We start from the raw sequence: 24,488 nt of genomic DNA, 5'->3' as shown, positions 1-24,488 counted from the left end.
CGAGAAACCCCCAAGGGAAGCTTCGTGACTTCCCTTGGGGGTTTCTCTTTCAGAACAACGTTAACCGGTTCTGCGCCAGTCTGCCTGACCTACGGGTTTGAGTGCTTGGGTGTTACTGCGATTACCGAGGAAATCCGGCCGTGGTTTGTTGCCGCAGAATGGGGCCTCGAGCTGGTTTTCCACACTGTTATAGACGAAGAACAGATTGCTGCGCGGCCAGGGCGACATATTCGCGTTGGAGGCATGCAGCGTATTGCATTCGAAAATGATCAGTGAACCGGCGGGACCTGTGGGGGCCTTGATGCCGTATTCGTCTGCCATGGCGGCAAGATCCCGATCATTGGGAACGCCCAGTTCCTGTTTTTTCAGGGATGACTGGTAGTTGTCTTCCGGGGTTCGGCCGACGCAGGGGACAAAGGTCTTGTGGGAACCGGGAATCAGCATCAACGGGCCGTTGAAGGGCGTGTTGTCGGTGAGGGCGATGGAAAAACTCACTGCCCGCATCCGTGGCATGCCGTCTTCGGCGTGCCAGGTTTCAAAATCGGAGTGCCAGTCAAAGCCCTTGCCGTGGAAGCCGGGTTTGAAGTTGATCCGGGATTGGTGGATATAGGCGTCGCTACCCAGAAGCTGGCGTACCATTGCCAGAATTTTCGGATCCCGGGTCAGACGGTCGAAGCGATCGGACAGTTCGTGAATGCCGAATATCGAGCGGATTTCCTGTTTGCCGGGCTCAGTGATGGTGCCCTCTGAGCGAAGGATGCTCTCATCGTCTTCGTAGGCGCGGAGATCCTCACGGAACTGACGAACGGTGTTCTGGTCGAGGAAGCTGTTGAACACAAGAAAGCCGTCGCGTTCATACTGTGCCAGCTCGGTTTCACTCAGTGGTCCATCGGTTCGGTGCGAACCGCTGCTGTGTACCACGGGGTCCTTGCGCGCAAAGCTTTTGGTCGGACGTTCCAGGCGGGTTGGATAAAAGTCGTCAGCACGAGTGTCCATATTCGAACCTCCTTCTTTTATTCACAATTCAAATGTTTTTCATTTAATTCAGTAAGTTAATAACTCCGAAGTGGAAGTGCACCTGTGATGTGGGGTCGGGCGGCAGTATTTCAAGGGCAAAAAAATCCCGGGCCTTGCCCGGGAGTAAGAGCTACCGGATGAGTCATCCGGTAAAGGCCAGATCCTCGGCATTCAGTTGCATCAGGTTTTTGCTGGGGCTGAGCATGCTGGCAGCGTGGCTCTGGGCCCGGGGCAGCAAGCGCTCGAAATAGAATTCGGTGGTGCCGAGCTTGGCCTGGTAAAAGCCCGGTGACTCTTCGCCCCCATTGTCGAGTTTATCCACAGCCACGGCAGCCTGGCGCAACCAGATATAGGCCATGGTGACGTAGCCGCTGTACATCAGGAAATCATACGCTGCAGAGCTCACCACATCCCGGTCCTTGCGGGCTGCGAGCATGATCCGGACCGTCAACAGGTTCCACTGGCCGGTCAGCTTGAGCAACTCAAGCGCCCAGGGTCGCAGACGTTTGTCAGTGAGGTGCTTCCGGGCAAAATTGGCAATCTTCAGGGTGAATTCGCGCACCGCGCCGCCCTGGGTCATCAGCAATACCTTCCGACCTAGAAGATCCAGTGCCTGGATACCCGTGGTGCCCTCGTAAAGTGTGGCGATGCGGGTATCCCGGACGATCTGTTCCATGCCATGTTCACGGATGTAACCGTGGCCCCCAAAGACCTGAACCCCCAGATTGGCCGCTTCGCAACCGAGTTCGGTCAGAAACCCTTTCAGGATCGGCGTCAGGAACCCCAGCTTGTCGTCGTATCTGTCCGCCTTTTTATCGTCGCCTTCAGTGAAGCCCTCCACCATGTGATCGGCCAGCCGGGCCGCGTAATACAGCATGGCCCGACCGCCCTCGGCGATGGCTTTCTGGGTCAGGAGCATCCGGCGCACATCGGCATGGTGAATCAGGCTATCGGCCACCTGATCCGGCTCTTTTTTGCCCGAGAGTGCCCGCATGGAGCGTCGATCCTTGGCATAGGCCAGCGCCCACTGATAGGACAGTTCCGCTGGCCCGACACCCTGAATGGCAGTGCCGATCCGGGCAGTGTTCATGAAGGTGAACATGCAGTTCAGCCCTTCGTTCTCGGGCCCGATCAAGTAACCGGTGGCCCCGTCGAAATTGAGCACGCAGGTGGCCGAGGCCTTGATGCCCATTTTCTTTTCCAGACTGCCACAGACCACCGCGTTACGTGCACCCAGGCCACCCTGTTCGTCGGGCAGGAACTTGGGCACGATAAACAGGCTGATACCCCGGGTGCCCTTGGGAGCGTCCGGCAGACGAGCGAGGACAATGTGGACAATGTTCTCGGTCAGGTCGTGATCGCCGGAGGAAATGAAAATCTTGGTGCCCGACAGGCGATAGCTGCCGTCGGCCTGTGGTTCGGCCTTGGTTTTCACCTGGCCCAGATCGGTGCCGCACTGGGGTTCGGTCAGGCACATGGTGCCGGCCCAGCGGCCTTCGGTCAGAGGTGCAAGGTAGGTCTGCTTCTGTTCGTCGGAACCGTGCAGAAAAATGGTATTCATGGCGCCGAGGGACAGGCCGGGGTACATGGAGAAGGGCCAGTTGGCGGTGCCCATCATTTCCTGCTTCAGCAATCCCATGGACGCCGGCAGGCCCTGGCCGCCGTATTCCTCGGGTGCTGACAGCCCCTGCCAGCCACCCATGGCGTATTGCTGGTAGGCTTCGCGGTAACCGGCGGGCGTGGTGACCTCACCGTTCTCGAGTTTGCAGCCTTCCTCGTCGCCGGAAAGGTAGAGTGGGCTCAGCACTTCCTCACAGAATTTTGCGCATTCGCTGAGAATTGCATCCACGATATCCGGTGTGGCGTTTTCACCGCTGGCAAGGGTAGCGTAATGGCCCGGGTAGTCGAACACTTCGTTCAGCAGAAATTTCATGTCGCGCAGGGGCGCCTTGTAAACCGGCATAGCGGAATCCTCTGTCTCTTTCTCGGTATCTCAGGTGGGCAATCGCTGCCCATTACCGGTTGTTTTACGCCAATAGCCCGGCACTGCCATTGACGAAAAGCGCTCTGCGGACTGTCAGAATGGACAATTGGCCGAAATGACGTAACCAGACTCCGGCCATTCCTGTTGCTGATCGCTAGAGTCGATTGAGACGTATTCATTTGTTTGTAGATCCGCAATAAATCTGTTCGGAGAGTGTAAAAGTCATGCAAAGCCTGTTAACTGAGATATCGAAACGTCTGTCGACACCTATACTCTGGCTACTGGCTTCGGCACTGTTGCTCAGTGGCTGTGCCAGCCCCTCCCTTGAGGATTACGCAGACCGCACGCCCGAGCTGGTTCCTGAAGAGTTTTTCACCGGCGAACTTTCCGCCCGGGGGGTGGTCAAGAATTTCTCCGGAGAGGTGATCCGCACCTTCGATGCGGACATCAGCGCGTCGTGGGACGATGAGGGCGTGGGCACCCTGGATGAGGTGTTCCGCTTCGATGACGGCGAGGTGCAGACGCGGGTCTGGACCCTGACGCCGATCGACGAGGGGTATCATGCTGATGCCGGCGATGTGGTTGAACCAGGAACCATGCGCTGGAGCGGCAACGCCATTCATATGAATTACGTTCTCCGCGTGGCCTACGGTGACGGTACCCTGGATGTGCGGATGGACGACTGGATGTACCTGATTACGCCCGACACGCTGATCAACCAGACCACTATGAGCAAGTGGGGCATCGACGTGGGTGAGGTAGTACTGGTGATCCAGAAAAAAGAACAGACGACTAACTAAAACCCGGAAAAGCTGGAAGTCCTATGTGGAAGCAGTGGTTGATTGCGTTGGTGCTGGTGGCTGTGGCCGTCGGCGGTGCCTTTGTCTACCAGAACCTGGACGATGGTGATGCCGCCCAGGGTGGTGGTGAGCGTCCCGCAAGCGCGGTCAACACCATGCTTCCGCAGATGGATAGGGTGCGTGATGTCGTAAACGCCGTTGGCAGTCTGAAAGCCCTGAACGCGGTGGAATTGACCACGGAAGTCAGTGGCCGGGTGGTAGAACTGAACCTGGAAACCGGCCGCCGGGTCGAGCAGGGCGAGGTGCTGCTGCGGCTGGACGATCGCCAGGCCAGGGCGGATCTGCAGGTGATCGAGGCGCAACTGGCGGATGCCCGCCGGCAGTTCGAGAGGGCGCAGCGGTTGCGCTCCAACAACAGTATTTCCCAGTCCCAGGTGGATGAACTGAGAACGGCCGTCGATGTGGCGGAGGCCCAGCGTCAGTCGGCACGAGTGCGCCTGGAGAATCACCGGATAGAAGCGCCGTTTGCCGGTGTGGTCGGATTGAGTGATATCAGTGTGGGTGCCTACATCACCGCTGGAACCTCGGTAACCACTCTCGATGCCACAGACCGTATGGAGCTGGGTTTTTCGATTCCGGAACGTTTTCTGGGGCAGGTGAGTCTTGGACAACAGGTTCGCGGCGCATCGCCGGCCTATCCGGATCAGACGTTTTCCGGTCAGCTGGTTGAGCTGGGGTCGAGGATTAGCGAGTTGAGCCGGTCGTTGCCGGTGCGGGCACTGATCGATAATCCGGACGGGTTGCTCCGTCCGGGGCAGTTCATGTCTGCGACGCTGACGCTTCGGGAACGGCAAGCACTGGTGATCCCCGAACAGGCGGTGATGATCCGCGGTGACGAACAGTATGTGTTTGTCGCTGAAGACGGTGTCGCCAGGCGTGTTTCGGTCAACCTGGGGTCGCGCATGCCCGGTTTTGTCGAGGTTTCGAAGGGTTTGAGCCAGGACGATCCTGTTATCGTGACCGGTCAGGATCGTCTGAGCAGCGGCGACCGGGTCCGGGTACTTGAAAATGACAAGGCCATCCCCGAGAACCGTTTTATTTCGGCCCGGGAGTCGTAACCGGTGGTCCTTTCTGACGTTTCCATCAAGCGGCCGGTATTCGCAACGGTTCTCAGCCTCCTGATCGTGGTGTTCGGGCTGGCAGCCCTGTTGGGCCTGCCAGTGCGGGAATACCCGGATATCGACCCACCGGTCGTTTCCATATCCACCGATTACACCGGCGCGGCGGCTGAAGTGGTGGATACCCAGATTACCCAGGTGATCGAGGGCGCCATCAGTGGCATCGAGGGTATTCGCTCCATCGAATCCTCCACCGAGCAGGGCGAGTCCCGAACCAGCATCGAATTCACCACGGCCCGGGATGTGGATATTGCCGCCAATGATGTCCGTGATGCGGTGTCCCGTGTCGCCAACCAGCTGCCGGATGAGGCCGACCCGCCTGTTGTTCGTAAGGCGGATTCCGATGCCCGCCCGATGATGTGGGTGACCCTGCGCAGTGATGTCTGGGATAGTGCCGAGCTCAGCGACTTTGCCGACCGGGTTCTGGCGGATCGTCTGTCGGTGCTCGACGGTGTTGCCGATGTGCGTATTGGTGGCGAGCGGCGCTATGCCATCCGGGTGTGGCTGGATCGTGAGCGGCTTGCGGCCCGGGATATCACCGTGGCGGAAGTTGAACGGGCCCTGCGGGCCAACAACGTGGAGTTGCCGGCCGGATCGGTGGATTCCTCCACCCGCAACTTCACGGTTCGTGCCGAAGGCCGGCTGTCGAATGTGGAAGAGTTCCGCGAGCTGGTGATTCGACGGGATGGCAATGATCTGTTGCGGCTCGGGGAAGTGGCCAATGTCCAGATGGGCGTGGAGTCCGATGTCAGCCGCCTGCGCGCCAACGGCCAGACCGCCATCGGCATGGGGATTATTCGCCAGTCCAAGGCCAACACCGTGGCTGTTTCGGATGCGGTCCGTGCCGAGCTGGAGAAAATCCGCGAAACCCTGCCGCCGGAAGTCACCATCGCGGAAAGCTACGACGAATCCATCTTCATTCGTGCCTCGATCAAGGAAGTGGTCACCACCCTGGCCATTGCGGTGTCCCTGGTTATCCTGGTGATTTTCCTGTTTCTGCGTTCCTGGCGCGCCACCCTGATTCCTGCCGTTACCATTCCGGTGGCGGTGATTGGTGCGTTTATCGGCCTCGGCTTTCTCGGTTTTTCCATTAACGTGTTGACCCTATTGGCGGTGATCCTCGCCATCGGCCTGGTGGTGGACGACGCCATCGTGATGCTGGAAAACATCCAGCGCCGCATTGATGAAGGTGAACCGCCCTTGCTGGCCGCCTATCGGGGCGCAAAACAGGTCGCCTTTGCGGTGATTGCTACCACCCTGACCCTGGTGGCGGTGTTTGTGCCCATCTCGTTCATGGGCGGCAATATCGGCCGGCTGTTTGCCGAATTCGGGTTCACCCTGGCTGCGGCGGTGGTGTTTTCCAGTCTTGTTGCCCTGACACTGGCACCGATGCTGTGCTCCAAGTGGCTCAGGCACAGCCCGGAATCGGCAGAGGGGCATCGTTTGTGGGCGGCCAGCGAGAAGGTCCTGAACGGCCTGACCAACGGTTACCGCAGGTTGTTGCAGTTCTCCCTCAGGCAGCCGGGCCTGTTGCTGGGCCTCGGTCTGGTGGGGCTGGTCATTGCGGCCGTGGTCTACCCAAAATTGCCCCAGGAACTGGCGCCGACCGAAGACCGTGCGGTGATTATCATGCCCACCAGCGCGCCCCGGGGCTCAACGGTGGAATACACCGATCACTACGTGCGCCAGGTGGAAGAGTCTTTGTTGCCGTATCTGGATGAGGGCATCGCCAATCGCCTGCTCTCCATCGTCGGGTTCCGCAACGAGGAGGACAATGCGTTCCTCATCATGGGCCTGGTGCCCTGGGAAGAGCGGGACATCAAGCAGCAGGAAGTGACCAGCGAAATCCGCAAGAAACTGGCCGATGTGTCTGGCATTCGAACCGTGGCCGTGAATCCGCCGGGTCTGGGCCAACGGGGTTTCAGCCAGGCAGTCGAGTTTGTGGTAGCGGGTCCGGACTATGAATCGGTGCAGGCCTGGAGCGAGGAAATCGTGGAACGGGCCAAGGAAAACCCGAATCTGCAGAATCTGGACACCGACTTCGAGCTGACCCGGCCTGAACTGCGGGTCAATATCGACCGGGAGCGGGCGGCGGATCTGGATATTACGGTAGAAGACGTCGGCCTTACCTTACAGACCATGCTTGCCTCACGGCAGGTAACCACTTACATAGATCGGGGGCGGGAGTATGATGTGATCGTCCAGGCCGAGGAATCCAACCGGGCAACGCCGGAGGATCTGGGCCAGATTTTCCTGCGGCCCCGGGAGGGCGGCAATCTCATCCCCCTGCAGGCATTGGTCTCGGTGCAGGAGATTGGCGCCAACCCGGACCTGCGCCGCATTGACCGCCTGCCCGCCGTGGTCATCAGCGCCTCTCTCGCCGATGGCTATGACCTGGGCTCGGCCCTGACCTACCTGAACAACCTGGCTGTGGATAACCTGCCGCCGGAAGCCCGGGTCAGTTACAAGGGCCTGAGCCGGGAGTTCCAGGAATCCTCGGCGGCCATCTACATTACTTTTGCGCTGGCCTTCGTCATCGTGTTCCTGGTGTTGGCGGCCCAGTTCGAAAGCTGGATCCATCCGTTGATCATCATGCTGTCGGTGCCATTGGCGGTGACCGGGGCCCTGTTGGCGCTCTGGTGGACCGGGATCAGTCTCAACATTTACAGCCAGATCGGCATCATCATGTTGTTGGGTTTGATGGCCAAGAACGGAATATTGATTGTGGAGTTCGCCAACCAGCTCAGAGACAAGGGCTATGAGGTGCGGGAGGCCATTATCGAGGGGGCGAGTCTTCGGTTCCGGCCTGTTTTGATGACCACCATCTCAACCATCTTCGGAGCTGTGCCGCTGGTGATTGCCACCGGTGCCGGCGCCGAGAGTCGGGCAGCCATCGGCATGGTGATCCTCGGTGGCCTGATTTTCGCCACCACGCTGACCCTGTTCATCATTCCAGTGCTCTATAACCTGTTGGCGCGGTTTGCCAAATCGTCCAACGCCGTCGAGAAGGAACTGGAACGCCAGGCTTCGGGCCAGGCCGGTGGTACGGGCCTGGCGGCGGCGCCCCAGAAACGCGCGGATGATTTCTGATCAGTTCAGGATCACAGGGTAGCCGGGAACTCGAGCTGGCCACCGAAAATCTCATCCGGATGGATATCAACGCAGAACACCCGCTGTCCCGGCAGCATGGTTGAGAGAGTTACCGTGCGTTTTGCGTCCGGCAGGCCGACGTAGGGCCGACAACTGCTGATGTGCTGCGGCCGTTCCAGGGCATTACGGAAGTATTCCCGGTGCGTCCATCGCGCGCCGGCCGAGTGATACAGAGGATTGAACTTTCCGCGATGGATGTCCGGGTTGGCCCGGGCAAGGTTACCCTGTTGGATACCCTGGGGGTTGAGCAGGAAACAACGTTTCACACCGTCAACGCCCAACAGCTTTTCACAGGCTGAATTAAAAGGTAGCTCCCGGCTCAGGGAGTGACAGGCTTCCAGAATTTCGAAGCGAAGAAGCCGAAAGTAGCTCTCCTGGTCCCGGATATCCTGGGCCGAAGACTCACTGGAGTCAGCTATAACGCCCTTCAAGGCGAGTTCTATCAGTTCCGGCTCGTGCTCTTTCAGGCTGGTTGGCCGGGCAAACAGAAACCCCTGCAGCAGGTCCGCTTCCGTTTGCAGGGCGATATGAGCCTGTGTGCTGTTCTCGATGCCTTCCAGAAGTACGAGGCTTCCGCTCTCGCGAATCATTTTCACCAGGCTCTCCAACAGCATTCGGGCCCGGCTGTGGTTCTCCGCGTTTACCAACAGGCTGCGGTCAAGCTTGACGATCAGTGGGTTGATGCGCCACAAACGCTCGAAATTGGAATCACCCATACCGAAATCGTCAATGGCAATCTGGAAACCGTGGGCCTTGGCTTTCAGGATGAATTCCAGCAATGCTGCCGGATTGTCGGATGCTGTCTCCACCAGTTCCAGAACCACTTTTTCAGGATCGATTCCGCTGCTCTGGCACTGCAGCGCCAGCTTTTCCAGGGAGGCTTCTGGATGAATGCAGGTGCCGGGATTTATATTGAGGAACAGCCACACGGGCTGCGAGCTTGCGGCAAAGTTATCCAGATGAATCTGCAACAGATGTCTGTCCAGTTCGGCTGTCAGGTCTTTGGCTTCCGCCTGCTCAAAAAGCTCGAACGGAGAGATGTTCTCGTTATCTTTCCGGACCCTTACCAGTGCTTCGTAACCCACCAGTTTTCGATGGGTCGGACTCAGTATAGGCTGGTAAACAGAACTGAAATCATAGTTGTTGATCATGTCCGGAGCCTGGGTTATTTCGGCTCCGCGATAGATGCGTCGGGGAAGTCGGACTACGCTGCTCATGGTCAGGAACCTTTAAACTGCCGATGTTCTGGCCATCCTGGCCTGATGTTTATGAGTGTCTGAACATGCAGGTAAAGCGAATTTCGTACCAGATAGCCAAAAATCAAGCGTTTAAGTTAGATTAGTTCCGTCAAATAAATGAACTGCGCTACCGGTTTCCGAAACATTGCACCAGAGCCGGGCAGATTCCGAGCGGCAGGGTGGGCAATGCACCAAAACAGGATTTCTTGATGCCATCAAAAAGTCAGTTTCGTCTGCTGGGTCAACGCCGCTTTCTGCCGTTCTACCTGACCCAGTTTTCCGGCGCCTTCAACGATAACCTGTTCAAGAACGCGCTGCTGCTGCTGATCACCTACAGCGCCGGCGGTCTGATGGGGCTTTCGGTGAATGTGGTGGTCAACCTGGCAGCCTTCCTGTTCATTCTGCCGTTTTTTCTGTTCTCGGGCATTGCCGGCGAAATGGCGGACCGCTATGAAAAAGCCCGGATCATCCGCAATGTGAAGCTGGCGGAAATTGTGATCATGTCTGTTGCCGCAGTTGGACTCTGGTTCGGCTGGTACGAGTTGTTGCTGGTGCTACTGTTTCTGATGGGCACCCAGTCCACCTTCTTTGGTCCGGTGAAGTACGCCATCCTGCCGCAGGTGCTGTCGGACGATGAGCTCGTCGGTGGTAATGGCCTCGTAGGTATGGGCACCTTTGTTGCAATCCTGCTGGGCACCATTGCCGCAGGCCTGTTGATGGGCTTCGAGACGGCTGCGCGCCTGACGGCGATTGGGGTCGTGGTGATGGCGGTGCTTGGCTACCTGGCGGCGCGCCAGGTGCCCGCAACCGAGCCTGATGGTTCCGGCGTTACGGTGCGTTTTCGGCCGGTGGTGGAGACCTGGCGGCTGATGGCCCTGGCCGCCGAGCGTCGGCAAGTGTTGCTGGCGGTGTTGACCATCTCCTGGTTCTGGTTTCTTGGCGCAGCCTACCTGACCCAGTTTCCTAACTTTGCCCGCACCAATCTGCTGGGTGATGAAACCGTTGTCACCCTGTTGCTGGCCATGTTCACCATCGGTATCTCCATCGGCGCCATGATGTGTGAGCGGCTTACCAAACACCGGATCACTCTGGGGCCTGTACCCTGGGGGGCTCTGGGCCTGAGTCTGTTTGGCATTGATCTGTACTTCGCGGTACCGGGCGATCCTGTGGCCTCCACCTGGGTGACCCTGTTGACCGATCCAGTCTACCTGAGAGTACTCGTGGATCTGATGGGTATTGGTATCTGCGGTGGTCTGTTCATCGTTCCCCTGTATGCCTTTATTCAGCACGAAACGCCCCGGGCCAAGCGCGCCCGTATTATCGCCGCGCTGAACGTCATCAATGCGTTATTCATGGTGGTGAGTGCCCTGGCCGGAATTCTGGTGCTGGGTGTGTTGGGCTTTAGCATTCCCGGGTTTTTCCTGCTGCTGTCGCTGCTCAATGGCCTGGTGTTGCTGGTGGTCTGGCGGCTTCGACAAAAAGCCGCCTCACATTCTGTGGATAATTAATTGGAAAACCTGCGGAAACACGCCGGATAAATTATAAAATAGGCATTTTAAACAGAAGGTTAGATCGCTTTTAAGGGTGTTTAACAAGTAGTCGCGCATGTGGATAACTTTCTTGAAAACTTTTCTAAAAAGATTTATCCAAGCGTCTGAAAAGCCATGAATTTCGGTTTTCCACTATCCTCTGAACCTGGCCAGGGAGGCGCTCGGCGACGGTGCATGGGGGCAATGAGCTTTTAACCCCGGCTACCTCTGGTTAAAATTTGCACATTCTGACTGCAATTTCTTGGGTGAGGCGTTATACTCGCCGCCCTATTTTATCCCCGATTTCCGAGGTGAGCTGTGGATTTTCCGACCCGTTTCGATGTCATTGTCATTGGTGGTGGCCATGCCGGTACCGAGGCCGCGTTGGCGGCTGCACGCATGGGTTCCCAAACCCTGCTGCTGACCCACAACATTGAAACCCTGGGTCAGATGTCCTGTAACCCGGCCATCGGCGGTATTGGTAAAAGTCATCTCGTCAAAGAGATTGACGCCCTCGGTGGCGCCATGGCTGAAGCCACCGACAAGGCCGGTATCCAGTTCCGGGTACTGAACAGCCGCAAGGGGCCGGCCGTGCGAGCCACCCGTGCCCAGGCTGATCGCGTTCTCTACAAGGCGGCGATCCGCCATACCCTGGAAAGTCAGCCGAACCTGACCCTGTTCCAGCAGGCGGCGGACGACCTGATTGTGGAAAACGACCAGGTGGTTGGTGTCGTTACCCAGACTGGTATTCGCTTCAACGCGAAGACTGTGGTGCTAACCACCGGCACCTTCCTGGGCGGCGTTATCCACATCGGCATGCAACACCATGCCGGTGGCCGTGCCGGTGATGCGCCAGCCAATGCCCTGGCCCAGCGCTTGCGGGAACTGCCGTTCAACGTCGGCCGCCTGAAAACCGGCACGCCGCCACGCATCGACGCCCGGTCTGTGGATTTCTCGGTGATGCAGGAGCAGTGGGGGGATGACCCCACTCCAGTGATGTCGTTTATCGGCAGCCGTAGCCAGCACCCGGAACAGGTCTGCTGCTACGTGACCCGGACTACCGAACAGACCCACGATATTATCCGCAGTGGTTTCGATCGCTCGCCGATGTTCGCTGGCAGCATTGAAGGCGTGGGCCCGCGCTATTGCCCGTCCATCGAGGACAAGGTGAACCGCTTTGCCGACAAGGATTCCCACCAGATCTTTGTGGAGCCCGAGGGGTTGACCACCAACGAGCTGTACCCGAACGGGATTTCCACAAGCCTGCCGTTCGATATTCAGCTGGCAGCGGTGCGTTCCATTCCCGGCTTTGAGAATGCTCATATCACCCGTCCGGGTTACGCCATCGAATACGATTACCTGAATCCTCAGGACCTGCGGCATACCCTGGAAACCAAGTTTATCCAGGGCCTGTATTTCGCCGGCCAGATCAACGGCACCACCGGCTATGAAGAAGCTGGGGCCCAGGGCCTGCTGGCCGGGATCAACGCGGCTTTGCGTTCGCAGGAAAAGGATGAGTGGTATCCGCGCCGGGACGAGGCCTACCTGGGTGTACTGGTGGATGACCTGATCACCATGGGCACGTCCGAGCCCTATCGCATGTTTACCAGCCGCGCCGAGTATCGCCTGATCCTGCGCGAGGACAACGCAGATCTGCGTCTGACCGAAACCGGTCGCAAGCTCGGCCTGGTCAATGACGAGCGCTGGCAGAAGTTCAATGACAAGCGCGAGGCGATCGCCACCGAGCGTAGCCGCCTGGAGTCCACCCGGATTCACCCGAATACCGAGGCCGGTGAGCGCGCCAACGGTTATCTCAAGCAGCCCATGACCAGGGACCAGTCCCTGGCCGAGCTGCTGCGTCGCCCCGAGATTGTCTACGGCCATATCGCCGAGATTGGAGCCGAGAAAGCGGAAGATCCGGTGGTCGCGGATCAGGTGGAAATCGAGATCAAGTACGAGGGTTATATTTCCCGTCAGACGGACGAGATCGAGCGGCTGCGTAAAAACGAGAACACCGCCTTGCCGGTGGATCTGGATTATGACGTCATCGGCGGCCTGTCCAACGAGATCAAGCAGAAGCTCAAGACCGTGCGGCCGGAAACCGTGGCTCAGGCCTCACGTATCCAGGGTGTGACCCCGGCGGCGGTGAGCCAGATTCTGGTGCACCTGAAAAAGCGCGACCTGCTGCGCAAACAGTCGGCCTGATCTGCGCCCATGACCAAGTCACTCTGGCACGGCCAGCTCCGGGATGGACTGGCAGAAATGGGCCTGTCCCTGGATGAGGAACGGCAGGAAAAGCTGCTTGCGTTCCTCGGCCTCCTCAACAAATGGAACCGGGCCTACAATCTCACCGCGGTCCGTGACGAGCGGGAGATGGTGTCCCGGCAGTTGCTGGATAGCCTGAGCATTCTGCCCTGGATTACCGCGGAGCATCTGTTGGATGTGGGTGCTGGCGGCGGCCTGCCCGGTATCCCCCTGGCGATTGCCCTGCCGGAAAAGCGTTTTACCCTGCTTGATAGCAACGGCAAGAAAACCCGCTTTCTCAATCAGTGTGTCCTGGAGCTTGGCCTAGATAATGTTGAGGTGATTCACGGTCGGGCGGAAGATTGCAGCCCCCCGGAACCCTTTACCCAGATCAGCAGCCGCGCCTTTACCGCTCTGGAGAACCTGGTGAACTGGTGTGGCGATCTGTTGGCAAATGAGGGCGAGTTCCTTGCCATGAAAGGCCAGTTTCCGGATGATGAAGTGGCTGCCCTCCCGGCTGGCTGGCAGGTAAAATCCAGCCACCCCCTGGACGTTCCCGGTGCCGATGGCGAGCGCCATCTCCTGGTGGCCGCCCGGGCGACGATTTCCGGGTAATTCGGCAGTCGAATTTCAATACCGCTAACCTATCAACAAGGAGGCAGGACATGGCGCGCGTGATTGCAGTGACCAATCAGAAAGGCGGTGTGGGCAAAACCACCACCTGCGTCAACCTTGCTGCCTCCCTGGCCGCCACCAAGCGCCGGGTGCTGCTGGTGGATATGGACCCCCAGGGTAACGCCACCATGGGCAGCGGTGTGGATAAAAACGCTCTGGAACTGTCCGGCTACGACATGCTGACCAAGCGCGCCAGCGCCGCCGAGGTTATTATTCCGGCCGAGGCGTCCGGTTTCGATATCCTGCCGGCCAACGGCGATCTCACAGCCGCCGAAGTTGAGCTGATGAACGAAATTGGCCGGGAACATCGCCTGCGCCTGGCGCTGAATACAGTCCGCGACAATTACGATTACATTCTGATTGATTGCCCACCTTCACTTAGCCTGTTGACGGTGAATGCCCTTTCCGCCGCAGACTCCGTGCTGATCCCCATGCAATGCGAGTACTACGCACTGGAGGGGCTGGCAGCGTTGATGAACACCGTAGAGCAGATTCAGGAGACGGTGAACCCGAATCTGCAGGTGGAAGGCATTCTGCGTACCATGTACGACCCCCGGAACAGTCTGACTCTCGATGTGTCCGGTCAGCTGAGTGAGTACTTTGGCGACAAGGTGTATCGAGCGGTGATTCCCCGCAATGTTCGCCTGGCGGAAGCGCCCAGCTACGGCGTTCCGGCCCTGAAATACGACCGCGCCTCCAAGGGTGCCATTGCCTATCTGGCGCTGGCCGGTGAAATGGTCCGCCGCCACGGTTCAAAAAAGACATCCGCGCCGGTTGCGGTGTAACATACCGCCCTGTCACTCACTTAAGCACAACGATTTTCAACGGGAAGAATGACTGACACCATGGCGGCGAAGAAACGAGGACTGGGTGAGCGTGGACTGGGCGCCCTGCTGGCAGGCTCCAAGGTCAATCTTGACCAGGAGCTGAAAGACCACGACGGTGAGCTCCGCGAAGTTCCCATTGATCTGATCCAGCGTGGCCGGTATCAGCCCAGGCGCGATATGGATCCTGCAGCCCTGCAGGAACTGGCGGATTCCATTCGCCAGCAGGGCGTGATGCAGCCGGTGGTCGTTCGCCCGATCGCGGAAGGTCGCTACGAGCTGATCGCCGGTGAGCGTCGCTGGCGTGCCACCCAGATGGCCGAACTGGACAGCATTCCTGCGATCATCCGGGATGTGCCCGATGAAGCCGCCATCGCCATGGCGCTGATCGAGAACATCCAGCGTGAAAATCTCAATCCGATCGAAGAAGCCTTCGCCCTCCAGCGCCTGCAGGATGAGTTTGGTCTGACCCAGGCTCAGGTTGCCGAGGCCGTTGGTAAATCCCGCACCACAATTACCAACCTGTTGCGACTGATCGGTTTGTCGGAAGACGTTCGTATTATGCTCGAGCATGGTGATCTCGAGATGGGCCACGGCCGCGCGATGCTGACTCTCGCCCCGGAACTGCAGATGCAGGTGGCCAAACAGGTGGTGGCAAAATCGCTATCGGTACGCCAGACCGAGGCTCTTGTTCGACGTGTGCAACAGGAAACCCCAGACAGCAAATCCCGGAAAAAGGGAACGCTGGATCCGAACATTCGCGCCCTGCAGGATGATCTGGCCGAACGATTGGGCGCCCGGGTATCAATCGATCACGGCCAGCGCGGTAAGGGCAAACTGGTCATTGAATACAGCTCGCTGGACGAGCTGGACGGTATTCTGGGCCATATCAAATAAAACGTCGGGGTTTTGTCAGCCTTCCGGCCCCCCTACGAAAGTTCGTATCTGGCCACGCACACAACATGTAGTGGTGAAAATCTGAACGGCCGTCTATTTGTGACTGAAATTGCCGAAACCCAGTTATTCCGCCGTGTTTGACGGATCAGCCCGCGCCCGGTTTTGTTGATTCGTGCACATTGAACACATATAATCTGCGGCGCTCGTATCGGTGTATTTGCTTACTTTTTAAACGACATCGACTGAAAAGCACCGTACTTCCGGGACGAACATGACGAAGGCAGTTTCAGGCGGTATTCGCCGCCCGCCCATCGCACGATGGTTTGTAATAGAAAGTGTGGTACTTGTCTTCGTCAGCCTGGCGTTTCTCTTGCGAGGCCAGGTTTCCGGTTATTCAGCGCTGCTGGGCGGACTTATCTTTCTGATCCCCCATGGTTATTTTGCGCTCAAGGCATTCCGCTACTCCGGCGCGCGGTCTGCCAAGAAGATCATGACTTCTTTTTACCAGGGTGAGGCCGGCAAGCTCATCCTGTGCGCCATCCTTTTCACGATGGTGTTCAAATGGATTCAGCCGCTTGATATAGCGGCACTTTTTTTAACATTTGCGATCATGCTGGTCACCAATTGGTTGACACCGCTACTGGCGGGCAGCAATACGCAGCAAAGCTAACTGGACCTGGGAAACCGTTATGGCAGGAAGTGCATCCGAATATATCCAGCATCACCTCCAGAACCTCACCTACGGTAAGCTGCCGGCAGGCTATGAGCGTGCCGACGGAACCGTGCTTCAAGATGCTACCTGGACGCTGGCTCACACCGGCAAGGAAGCATCCGACATGGGCTTCTGGGCATTGCACATTGACTCACTGGGCTGGGCGGTAGCGCTCGGTGCCCTGTTCCTGTTCATTTTCCGAATGGCCGCCAAGCGTGCTACCTCGGACCAGCCCGGTGGCCTCCAGAACTTCGTTGAAGTGATGGTCGAGTTTGTCGACCAGAGCGTGAAAGAAACCTTCCACGGCAAGAATAAGGTCATTGCTCCGTTGTCACTGACCATTTTCTGCTGGGTATTCCTGATGAACCTGATGGACCTGGTTCCGGTGGATTTCCTGCCGCAGCTGTTCCACCTGATGGGTCTGGAATACATGAAGGTGGTTCCGACCACGGATGTGAACGTGACCCTGGGCATGTCCCTGTCTGTCTTTGCGCTGATCATCTACTACAGTCTGAAGGTGAAAGGAGTTGGTGGCTTCGTGGGTGAACTGACCCTGCACCCCTTCTCTTCCGACAATATGTTCCTGAAGATCCTTCTGGTGCCGGTCAACCTGCTGCTGGAAGGCGTGAGCCTGATTGCCAAGCCGATCTCACTGGCACTGCGTCTGTTCGGTAACCTGTACGCCGGCGAGCTGATCTTCATCCTGATTGCGCTGCTTCCCTTCTGGGCGCAGTGGGCACTGTCTGTTCCCTGGGCGATTTTCCACATCCTGGTTATCACCCTGCAGGCATTTATCTTTATGATGTTGACGATCGTGTACCTGAGCATGGCTCACGAAGACAGTCACTGATCGGACACCATTAAGCCGTAGTTCTAAACCCTAAACCCTTAAACTGAAAAACCTAACTGAAAACTGGGAGTTATCATGGAAACTGTAGTTGGAATGACCGCTATTGCCGTTGCACTGCTGATTGGCCTGGGTGCCCTGGGTACTGCGATTGGCTTTGGTATCCTCGGTGGCAAGTTCCTGGAAGGCGCTGCGCGTCAGCCGGAAATGACCCCGATGCTGCAGGTTAAGATGTTCATCGTTGCAGGTCTGCTGGACGCCGTAACCATGATCGGTGTTGGTATCGCTCTGTTCTTCACTTTCGCCAACCCGTTTGTCGGCCAGATCGCCGGTTAATCGAGTCGCCAGAGCCGGGGTTTCGCCCCGGTCAGATGATTCTTAACAAAACAGGCGAGAGGTGAAGACGTGAACATTAATTTGACGATGATTGGTCAAGCCATCGCGTTCTTTATCTTTGTCGTCTTCTGCATGAAATATGTGTGGCCGCCAATCATGGCCGCACTGCAGGAGCGTCAAAAGAAGATCGCTGACGGACTGGCTGCCTCAGACCGCGCTGCGCGCGATCTGGAACTGGCTCAGGAAAAGTCAGCTCAGGAACTGCGTGAAGCCAAGCAGCAAGCTGCTGGTCTGATTGAACAGGCCAACAAGCGCGCGGCCCAGATTGTGGAAGCATCCAAGGATGACGCCCGCAAGGAAGGCCAGAAGCTGATTGAGCAGGCCAAGGCCGAAATTGAACAGGAGCGCAATCAGGCTCGTGACGCTTTGCGTGCAGAAATTGCCACCATTGCCGTTGCCGGTGCTGAGAAGATCCTGGAAACCTCTGTCGATGCCTCCAAGCACAACGAGATGTTGGAAAAACTGGCGGCAGAACTTTAAACGACGAGGTTCATCATGGCAGAACTGAGAACGCTGGCCCGTCCCTACGCAAAGGCAGCATTTAGTGCCGCTCAGGAGCATGAACAGCTGGCTGAGTGGTCCCAGGTGCTGACAATTGCCGGGCAGGTCACCGCGAACAAAGACATTCGACAGCTTCTCGCGAATCCGGGTCTGGAAGAGCAGAAGAAGGCAGAGCTGATTCTGGAGGTCGCCGAAGAGGGCGTCACCGATCAGGTCCGCAACTTTTTCGCTGTACTGGCTGAAAACCGCCGGCTGACTCTTCTTCCTGAGATTGCAGCGCTCTTCAACACGTACCGGGCTGATCTGGAGCGCACTGTTGATATCGATGTCACCGCGGCTTTCGAGCTGACGGACGAACAGCAACAGAAGCTCGCCCAGGCACTTTCGAAGAAACTCGAGCGGCAAGTGTCACTCGCAGCGTCATTGGACAAGTCTCTGATTGGCGGCGTGATTATTCGCACCGGCGATCTGGTCATTGACGCATCTGTACGCGGAAAGCTGACCAAGCTGGCCGACGCTCTGGGCTCCTGATTTCAGCACAAGGTTTGAGGATATTGGCATGCAGCAACTGAATCCATCCGAGATCAGTGACATCATCAAGAAGAGAATCGAAAAACTCGATATCTCTTCCGAAGCAAAGAACGAAGGTACGATCCTGTCGGTTTCCGACGGTATCGTGCTGATCCACGGTCTTGCCGACGTTATGTACGGTGAGATGATTGAATTTGCCAACGGCACGTTCGGTATGGCTCTGAACCTGGAGCGTGATTCCGTTGGTGCGGTTGTGCTGGGCGACTACGAAGATCTGGCTGAAGGCCAGAAAGTTCGTTGCACCGGTCGCATCCTGGAAGTGCCGGTTGGTCCGGAACTAATGGGCCGCGTTGTTGACGCGCTGGGTAACCCCATCGACGGCAAGGGTGACCTCGGTACCGACCTGACCTCTCCGGTCGAGAAGGTTGCACCGGGCGTTATCGCACGTCAGTCCGTTGATGAGCCGGTTCAGACTGGTCTGAAGGCAATCGACACCATGGTGCCGATCGGTCGCGGCCAGCGTGAGCTGATCATCGGTGACCGTCAGATCGGTAAGACCGCTGTCGCCATCGACGCGATCATTAACCAGAAAGACACCGGCATCAAGTGTATCTATGTTGCCGTCGGTCAGAAGCAGTCTTCCATCGCTGCCGTTGTGCGCAAGCTGGAAGAGCACGGCGCGATGGATCACACCATCGTGGTTGCCGCCGGTGCCGCCGATCCTGCAGCGATGCAGTTCCTGGCTCCGTACTCCGGTACTTCCATGGGTGAATACTTCCGTGACCGTGGCGAAGACGCCCTGATCATCTATGATGATCTGTCCAAGCAGGCCGTGGCTTACCGCCAGATCTCCCTGCTGCTGCGTCGTCCGCCAGGCCGTGAAGCCTACCCGGGTGATGTATTCTACCTGCACTCCCGTCTGCTGGAGCGTGCGTCCCGTGTAAACGCTGACTACGTTGAGCAGCTGACTAATGGTGAAGTGAAAGGCAAGACCGGTTCCCTGACCGCCCTGCCGATCATCGAAACCCAGGCTGGTGACGTGTCCGCGTTCGTACCGACCAACGTAATCTCCATTACCGACGGTCAGATCTTCCTGGAAACCAACCTGTTCAACTCCGGTATCCGTCCGGCGATGAACGCCGGTATCTCCGTATCCCGGGTAGGTGGTTCCGCCCAGACCAAGATCATGAAGAAGCTCGGCGGTAACATCCGTCTGGCTCTCGCCCAGTATCGTGAACTAGCCGCTTTCGCACAGTTTGCTTCCGATCTCGACGAAGCAACCCGTCAGCAGCTTGAGCACGGTCAGCGTGTAACGGAACTCATGAAGCAGAACCAGTACAGCCCGATGTCTGTGGCTGAAATGGGTACGGTTCTGTTCGCAGCCAACGAAGGCTTCCTGGACGACGTTGATGTCGACAAGGTAGTGAAGTTTGAAGCGCAGATGCTCGACTGGATGCGCTCCGAGCAGAAAGACCTCCTCGACAAGATCAACGAGAAAGGCGATTACAACGACGAAATCGCTGCCGGCCTCAAAGCTGCACTTGAGAAATTCAAGACCACTCAGAGCTGGTAAGAAAACGGGCCTGCGGCAACTGTCGCGGGCCGCTTTTCGTAGCAACGAGTGTCTAACTTGAGAAGGCAGTGAGTTATGGCCGTCGGCAAAGAAATACGTAACCAGATATCAAGCATCAAGAGCACGCAGAAAATCACCAGCGCCATGGAAATGGTGGCTGCGAGTAAAATGCGTAAGGCTCAGGAGCGCATGCAGGCAACCCGCCCGTATGCCGACAAGATGCGTCAGGTGATCGGGCACATTGCCAAGGCGAATGCTCAGTACAAGCACCCGTTCATGGTCGAGCGCGAGGTCAAGCGCGTGGGCTATATCGTGGTGTCAACTGATCGTGGCCTCTGCGGTGGTCTGAACATTAACCTGTTCAAAGCGCTTGTCCGTGAAATGAAAGCGTGGAAAGAAAAAGGAGTGGAAACCGATCTGTGCGCCATCGGGCAGAAAGGGGCTTCCTTTTTCCGGAGCTACGGCGGCAATGTCGTCGCGGCGCTGACCCATCTGGGGGACAGCCCGAGCTCTGAAAAACTCATCGGCAACGTCAAGGTTATGCTGGATGCGTTCTCGGAAGGAAAGATTGATCGCCTGTACGTGGTCAGCAACGAGTTCGTTAACACCATGACCCAAAGCCCGAAGGTGGAGCAGCTTCTGCCCCTGCCGGAGAGCGAAGACGAGGAAGAGATCAAGAACCAGTGGGATTATCTCTACGAGCCCGATGCCAGGCAGATCCTCGATGGCCTTCTGCCACGTTTTATTGAATCCCAGGTGTACCAGGGTGTGGTAGAAAATCTGGCATGTGAACAGGCAGCCCGGATGATCGCCATGAAGAGCGCAACTGACAACGCCGGTAGCATTATCGACGAGCTTCAGCTGGCTTATAACAAGGCGCGTCAGGCAGCCATTACCCAAGAGATATCGGAGATTGTGAGCGGCGCCGCTTCGGTCTGATCCAGCCCACAATCCAACTGGTTTTATTGACTATCAAGATAACGAGGAACCGAGCATGAGTAGCGGACAAATCGTTCAGATCATTGGCGCGGTTATCGACGTGGAATTCCCACGTGACTCCGTACCCAAAGTATATGACGCACTGCTGCTTGAAGGTGGCGAAACAACTCTGGAAGTCCAGCAGCAGCTGGGTGACGGCATTGTTCGTACCATCGCCATGGGCAGCACCGAAGGCCTGAAGCGTGGCCTGAAAGCAGAAAACACCGGTAACCCGATTTCGGTACCGGTTGGTACCCAGACTCTGGGCCGTATCATGGACGTTCTGGGTCGCCCCATCGACGAAGCCGGCGATATCGGCGAAGAAGAGCGTTGGGCGATTCACCGTAAGGCCCCGGGCTATGCCGATCAGGCAGCGTCTGCGGACTTGCTGGAAACTGGCATCAAGGTTATCGACCTGATCTGCCCGTTCGCCAAGGGTGGTAAGGTTGGTCTGTTCGGTGGTGCCGGTGTTGGTAAAACCGTAAACATGATGGAACTGATCAACAACATCGCGAAAGAGCACTCCGGTCTCTCCGTATTCGCAGGTGTTGGTGAGCGGACCCGGGAAGGTAACGACTTCTACTATGAAATGAAGGAGTCCAACGTTCTCGATAAGGTTGCCATGGTTTACGGCCAGATGAACGAGCCCCCTGGAAACCGTTTGCGTGTGGCCCTGACCGGTCTCACCATGGCTGAGAAGTTCCGGGACGAAGGTCGTGACGTACTGTTGTTCGTTGACAACATCTACCGTTACACCCTGGCCGGTACCGAAGTATCCGCACTGCTCGGCCGTATGCCGTCTGCGGTAGGTTACCAGCCGACTCTGGCCGAAGAGATGGGTCAGCTGCAGGAGCGTATTACCTCCACCAAGAACGGTTCCATCACGTCCATCCAGGCGGTCTACGTACCGGCGGATGACTTGACTGACCCGTCGCCTGCAACCACCTTCTCGCACCTGGATGCGACCGTGGTACTGAGCCGTGACATCGCTTCCAAGGGTATCTACCCGGCGATCGATCCGCTGGATTCCACCTCTCGTCAGCTGGATCCGCTGATCATCGGCCAGGAGCACTACGAAGTGGCCCGTGGCGTGCAGACTAACCTGCAGCGCTACAAGGAGCTGAAAGACATCATCGCCATCCTGGGTATGGACGAACTGTCAGAAGAAGACAAACTGACCGTTGCCCGTGCCCGTAAGATCGAGCGTTTTCTGTCCCAGCCGTTCCACGTTGCTGAAGTATTCACCGGTTCCCCCGGTAAGTACGTTTCCCTCAAGGAAACCATCAGCAGCTTTAAGGGCATCCTGAATGGTGACTATGACGAATTGCCCGAGCAGGCGTTCTACATGGTTGGTACCATTGAGGAAGCGGTCGAGAAAGCGAAGGAAATGAAGAGCAAGGCAAAGAGCTAATCTGAGCCGACGCATTTGTTTCCGGATCGATCAAAGAGGCAACTGACATGGGTATGACCGTGCATTGTGATGTGGTAAGTGCCGAAACAAAGATCTATTCCGGATTGGTGGAAATGCTGATCGCAGCCGGTTCTGAAGGTGACCTGGGTATTGCCCCGGGCCACACTCCGCTGCTGACCCAGCTGAAGCCGGGCCCTATTCGGATTATCAAGCAGGGCGGTGAAGAAGAGATTCTTTACGTGTCCGGCGGGTATCTGGAAGTCCAGCCCAATCTGGTGACTTTGTTGGCGGATACCGCGGTTCGTGCAAAGGATGTGGACGAAGCAGCCGCGCTCGAAGCTCAGAAAGAAGCCGAGAAAGCACTTGCCAACAAGACCGGTGAATTCGAGTACTCCCGTGCCGCTGCAGAGCTGGCCGAAGCTGTTGCTCAGCTTCGTACCATCCAGCAGCTGCGTAACAAAATGCGATAAGCATTTCCGTTTCGGGTTTGCCGAACACCGAAGCCGCATCCTGAGCGGCTGGAAGACCAACGTGTTACGTTGGCCATCCGGCCCTGAAGGGTGCGGTTTTTTTATTTTCAGTATTCAGAGACTCAACACTCCGGGAGCCTGACTTTTCCATGAGCCCGCTACACGTCGTCATTCTGGCCGCCGGCCAGGGATCGCGCATGAAATCGACATTACCGAAGGTTCTCCACACCCTCGCAGGTCGACCCATGCTTCAGCACGTAATCGATACGGCACACGAACTCGGTGCCGATACGATCCATACCGTCATCGGGCATGGTGCCGATCAGGTTCGCCAGACCATCAGCGACGACATCATACACTGGGTGGAGCAGCGTGAGCGCTTGGGTACCGGCCATGCTGTGATGCAGGTTCTGGATCATCTACCGGACGACGCCCGTGTGCTTGTGCTGTATGGCGACGTGCCACTGATCCGGAAGCAGACCCTCGCGATTCTGGTGGATCATGTTAGCGGCGATAGCCTGGGTTTGTTGACGGTTACGATGGACGATCCAACGGGCTATGGCCGGATTGTTCGGGACGCCGACGGCAACGTCACTCGCATTGTCGAGCAGAAAGACGCCAGTGTCGATCAACAGGCGATTCGGGAGGTTAACACCGGGATTCTTGGTGTGAGTGCTGCACATTTGAAGCGCTGGTTGCCGCAACTGTCGAACGACAATGCTCAGGGGGAATACTACCTGACTGACATCATCGCCATGGCAGCTAAAGATTCCGTGGAAGTGGCCTCCAATCAACCCGCGGATGTCATAGAAGTTCAGGGCGTGAACAACCGCGTTCAGTTGGCCGAGCTTGAACGCTGGTTCCAGCTCCAGCAATCGCAGCAACTCATGCTCCAGGGAGCTACCCTGGCCGACCCGGCCCGAATCGACGTCCGGGGTAATCTCTCGGTTGGTTGTGATGTGTATATTGATGTAAACGCCGTGTTCGAGGGCGAGGTGACGCTGGGAAATCGCGTTCATGTTGGCCCGGGCTGCGTTATCAAGGATGCCCATATTGGTGACGGAACGGAGATCAAGGCCTACAGTGTGATTGAGAGCTCCACCATCGGGGAGAATGCGCAGATCGGACCGTACGCCCGGTTCCGTCCCGGTAACCGACTGGCCGCCAATACAAAAGTTGGCAATTTCGTAGAGCTGAAAAAATCCGTAATTGGTGAAGGGAGCAAAATCAGCCACCTCAGTTATGTTGGTGATGCCACCCTCGGTGCTCGTGTGAATGTGGGTGCAGGAACCATCACCTGCAATTATGATGGGGCGAACAAGTACCAGACGATTATAGGGGACGGCGTCTTCGTGGGCTCCAACTGTTCGCTGGTGGCGCCAGTCACGGTAGCGCCTGAGGCCACCATTGGTGCTGGCTCGACCATTACACGGGACGTCGCCGAGAGCGAACTGGCCGTTGCCAGGGGCCGACAGCGGAATATCTCCGGTTGGGAAAAGCCGAAGAAACACTGATTTAAACGATCGACAGACA

21 protein-coding genes are annotated in these 24,488 nt (G+C 57.3%); 18 read left to right on the top strand and 3 right to left on the bottom strand.

Annotation, left to right across the window (positions count from 1 at the left end; translation table 11 throughout):
• Positions 1-60: 60 nt before the first annotated feature.
• Both thpD and NUW46_RS19700 read right to left on the bottom strand, forming a co-directional pair.
• Positions 61-996, bottom strand: a complete 936-nt coding sequence (thpD, locus tag NUW46_RS19705; protein WP_418141047.1) for an ectoine hydroxylase — start codon at positions 994-996, stop codon at positions 61-63.
• Between the two features lie 163 nt (positions 997-1,159).
• Positions 1,160-2,980: an acyl-CoA dehydrogenase C-terminal domain-containing protein gene (locus tag NUW46_RS19700; RefSeq protein ID WP_418141046.1), complete on the bottom strand. Its 1,821-nt coding sequence runs from the start codon at positions 2,978-2,980 to the stop codon at positions 1,160-1,162.
• 245 nt (positions 2,981-3,225) lie between these two features.
• Here NUW46_RS19700 and NUW46_RS19695 point away from each other — a divergent pair, with 245 nt between their 5' ends.
• The 3 genes from NUW46_RS19695 to NUW46_RS19685 are packed head-to-tail and all read left to right on the top strand — an operon-like array spanning position 3,226 to position 8,069.
• Positions 3,226-3,801: a DUF3833 domain-containing protein gene (locus NUW46_RS19695; RefSeq protein ID WP_418141045.1), complete on the top strand. Its 576-nt coding sequence runs from the start codon at positions 3,226-3,228 to the stop codon at positions 3,799-3,801.
• 23 nt (positions 3,802-3,824) lie between these two features.
• Positions 3,825-4,919 carry an efflux RND transporter periplasmic adaptor subunit gene (locus tag NUW46_RS19690; protein ID WP_136630216.1) on the top strand — a complete coding sequence of 365 codons (1,095 nt, stop codon included), beginning with the start codon at positions 3,825-3,827 and terminating at the stop codon, positions 4,917-4,919.
• Positions 4,920-4,922: 3 nt separating this feature from the next.
• Positions 4,923-8,069: an efflux RND transporter permease subunit gene (locus tag NUW46_RS19685; protein WP_069182401.1), complete on the top strand. Its 3,147-nt coding sequence runs from the start codon at positions 4,923-4,925 to the stop codon at positions 8,067-8,069.
• Positions 8,070-8,080: 11 nt separating this feature from the next.
• Here NUW46_RS19685 and NUW46_RS19680 read toward each other — a convergent pair whose 3' ends face one another.
• Complete coding sequence (locus NUW46_RS19680; RefSeq protein ID WP_418141044.1) at positions 8,081-9,346, bottom strand: EAL domain-containing protein; 1,266 nt, start codon at positions 9,344-9,346, stop codon at positions 8,081-8,083.
• Between the two features lie 230 nt (positions 9,347-9,576).
• On the opposite strand from NUW46_RS19680, the gene NUW46_RS19675 reads away from it, so the two are divergent.
• From NUW46_RS19675 to glmU, 15 genes are all read left to right on the top strand, one after another.
• A complete protein-coding gene (locus NUW46_RS19675; protein ID WP_418141043.1) occupies positions 9,577-10,875 on the top strand; it encodes an MFS transporter in 1,299 nt (432 codons plus the stop codon).
• Between the two features lie 339 nt (positions 10,876-11,214).
• Positions 11,215-13,101 (top strand): tRNA uridine-5-carboxymethylaminomethyl(34) synthesis enzyme MnmG, encoded by a 1,887-nt coding sequence (gene mnmG, locus NUW46_RS19670; RefSeq protein ID WP_418141042.1) that lies wholly within the window; start codon positions 11,215-11,217, stop codon positions 13,099-13,101.
• 9 nt (positions 13,102-13,110) lie between these two features.
• Positions 13,111-13,755 carry a 16S rRNA (guanine(527)-N(7))-methyltransferase RsmG gene (gene rsmG / locus NUW46_RS19665; RefSeq protein ID WP_418141041.1) on the top strand — a complete coding sequence of 215 codons (645 nt, stop codon included), beginning with the start codon at positions 13,111-13,113 and terminating at the stop codon, positions 13,753-13,755.
• Between the two features lie 50 nt (positions 13,756-13,805).
• Positions 13,806-14,600, top strand: a complete 795-nt coding sequence (locus tag NUW46_RS19660) for a ParA family protein (protein ID WP_008172572.1) — start codon at positions 13,806-13,808, stop codon at positions 14,598-14,600.
• 60 nt (positions 14,601-14,660) lie between these two features.
• Positions 14,661-15,536: a ParB/RepB/Spo0J family partition protein gene (locus NUW46_RS19655; RefSeq protein WP_069182821.1), complete on the top strand. Its 876-nt coding sequence runs from the start codon at positions 14,661-14,663 to the stop codon at positions 15,534-15,536.
• Positions 15,537-15,807: 271 nt separating this feature from the next.
• Positions 15,808-16,206 carry a F0F1 ATP synthase subunit I gene (locus NUW46_RS19650; protein ID WP_136630339.1) on the top strand — a complete coding sequence of 133 codons (399 nt, stop codon included), beginning with the start codon at positions 15,808-15,810 and terminating at the stop codon, positions 16,204-16,206.
• A 19-nt stretch (positions 16,207-16,225) separates the two neighbouring features.
• Positions 16,226-17,098, top strand: a complete 873-nt coding sequence (atpB, locus tag NUW46_RS19645; RefSeq protein WP_069182395.1) for a F0F1 ATP synthase subunit A — start codon at positions 16,226-16,228, stop codon at positions 17,096-17,098.
• 75 nt (positions 17,099-17,173) lie between these two features.
• Positions 17,174-17,431 (top strand): F0F1 ATP synthase subunit C, encoded by a 258-nt coding sequence (gene atpE, locus NUW46_RS19640; RefSeq protein ID WP_012138088.1) that lies wholly within the window; start codon positions 17,174-17,176, stop codon positions 17,429-17,431.
• Between the two features lie 69 nt (positions 17,432-17,500).
• On the top strand, positions 17,501-17,971 hold the full coding sequence (locus NUW46_RS19635; RefSeq protein ID WP_174805021.1) for a F0F1 ATP synthase subunit B: 471 nt from the start codon (positions 17,501-17,503) through the stop codon (positions 17,969-17,971).
• Positions 17,972-17,986: 15 nt separating this feature from the next.
• Positions 17,987-18,523, top strand: coding sequence for a F0F1 ATP synthase subunit delta (locus NUW46_RS19630; protein WP_069182394.1), 537 nt, complete (start codon positions 17,987-17,989; stop codon positions 18,521-18,523).
• A gap of 28 nt (positions 18,524-18,551) precedes the next feature.
• On the top strand, positions 18,552-20,096 hold the full coding sequence (atpA, locus tag NUW46_RS19625; protein ID WP_136630338.1) for a F0F1 ATP synthase subunit alpha: 1,545 nt from the start codon (positions 18,552-18,554) through the stop codon (positions 20,094-20,096).
• A 75-nt stretch (positions 20,097-20,171) separates the two neighbouring features.
• On the top strand, positions 20,172-21,035 hold the full coding sequence (gene atpG, locus NUW46_RS19620) for a F0F1 ATP synthase subunit gamma (protein ID WP_008172593.1): 864 nt from the start codon (positions 20,172-20,174) through the stop codon (positions 21,033-21,035).
• A gap of 55 nt (positions 21,036-21,090) precedes the next feature.
• Positions 21,091-22,485 (top strand): F0F1 ATP synthase subunit beta, encoded by a 1,395-nt coding sequence (atpD, locus tag NUW46_RS19615; RefSeq protein WP_069182392.1) that lies wholly within the window; start codon positions 21,091-21,093, stop codon positions 22,483-22,485.
• A gap of 47 nt (positions 22,486-22,532) precedes the next feature.
• On the top strand, positions 22,533-22,955 hold the full coding sequence (locus NUW46_RS19610) for a F0F1 ATP synthase subunit epsilon (RefSeq protein ID WP_008172596.1): 423 nt from the start codon (positions 22,533-22,535) through the stop codon (positions 22,953-22,955).
• 149 nt (positions 22,956-23,104) lie between these two features.
• Complete coding sequence (gene glmU, locus NUW46_RS19605; RefSeq protein WP_418141040.1) at positions 23,105-24,469, top strand: bifunctional UDP-N-acetylglucosamine diphosphorylase/glucosamine-1-phosphate N-acetyltransferase GlmU; 1,365 nt, start codon at positions 23,105-23,107, stop codon at positions 24,467-24,469.
• The last annotated feature ends 19 nt before the right edge of the window (positions 24,470-24,488 follow it).

The organism is Marinobacter sp. MA (assembly GCF_048298425.1).
GTDB classification, from domain to species: domain Bacteria; phylum Pseudomonadota; class Gammaproteobacteria; order Pseudomonadales; family Oleiphilaceae; genus Marinobacter; species Marinobacter salsuginis.
The sequence above is the reverse complement of the archived record's forward strand: the minus strand, read 5'-3'. Positions and strand labels throughout refer to the sequence as shown.

Bases quoted from the DNA above. Each gene is read 5' to 3' on its own strand.
- thpD (WP_418141047.1), bottom strand. From the start codon at position 996: ATGGACACTCGTGCTGACGACTTTTATCCAACCCGCCTGGAACGTCCG.
- NUW46_RS19700 (WP_418141046.1), bottom strand. From the start codon at position 2,980: ATGCCGGTTTACAAGGCGCCCCTGCGCGACATGAAATTTCTGCTGAAC.
- NUW46_RS19695 (WP_418141045.1), top strand. From the start codon at position 3,226: ATGCAAAGCCTGTTAACTGAGATATCGAAACGTCTGTCGACACCTATA.
- NUW46_RS19690 (WP_136630216.1), top strand. From the start codon at position 3,825: ATGTGGAAGCAGTGGTTGATTGCGTTGGTGCTGGTGGCTGTGGCCGTC.
- NUW46_RS19680 (WP_418141044.1), bottom strand. From the start codon at position 9,346: ATGAGCAGCGTAGTCCGACTTCCCCGACGCATCTATCGCGGAGCCGAA.
- NUW46_RS19675 (WP_418141043.1), top strand. From the start codon at position 9,577: ATGCCATCAAAAAGTCAGTTTCGTCTGCTGGGTCAACGCCGCTTTCTG.
- rsmG (WP_418141041.1), top strand. From the start codon at position 13,111: ATGACCAAGTCACTCTGGCACGGCCAGCTCCGGGATGGACTGGCAGAA.
- NUW46_RS19660 (WP_008172572.1), top strand. From the start codon at position 13,806: ATGGCGCGCGTGATTGCAGTGACCAATCAGAAAGGCGGTGTGGGCAAA.
- NUW46_RS19655 (WP_069182821.1), top strand. From the start codon at position 14,661: ATGGCGGCGAAGAAACGAGGACTGGGTGAGCGTGGACTGGGCGCCCTG.
- NUW46_RS19650 (WP_136630339.1), top strand. From the start codon at position 15,808: ATGACGAAGGCAGTTTCAGGCGGTATTCGCCGCCCGCCCATCGCACGA.
- atpB (WP_069182395.1), top strand. From the start codon at position 16,226: ATGGCAGGAAGTGCATCCGAATATATCCAGCATCACCTCCAGAACCTC.
- atpE (WP_012138088.1), top strand. From the start codon at position 17,174: ATGGAAACTGTAGTTGGAATGACCGCTATTGCCGTTGCACTGCTGATT.
- NUW46_RS19630 (WP_069182394.1), top strand. From the start codon at position 17,987: ATGGCAGAACTGAGAACGCTGGCCCGTCCCTACGCAAAGGCAGCATTT.
- atpA (WP_136630338.1), top strand. From the start codon at position 18,552: ATGCAGCAACTGAATCCATCCGAGATCAGTGACATCATCAAGAAGAGA.
- atpG (WP_008172593.1), top strand. From the start codon at position 20,172: ATGGCCGTCGGCAAAGAAATACGTAACCAGATATCAAGCATCAAGAGC.
- atpD (WP_069182392.1), top strand. From the start codon at position 21,091: ATGAGTAGCGGACAAATCGTTCAGATCATTGGCGCGGTTATCGACGTG.
- NUW46_RS19610 (WP_008172596.1), top strand. From the start codon at position 22,533: ATGGGTATGACCGTGCATTGTGATGTGGTAAGTGCCGAAACAAAGATC.
- glmU (WP_418141040.1), top strand. From the start codon at position 23,105: ATGAGCCCGCTACACGTCGTCATTCTGGCCGCCGGCCAGGGATCGCGC.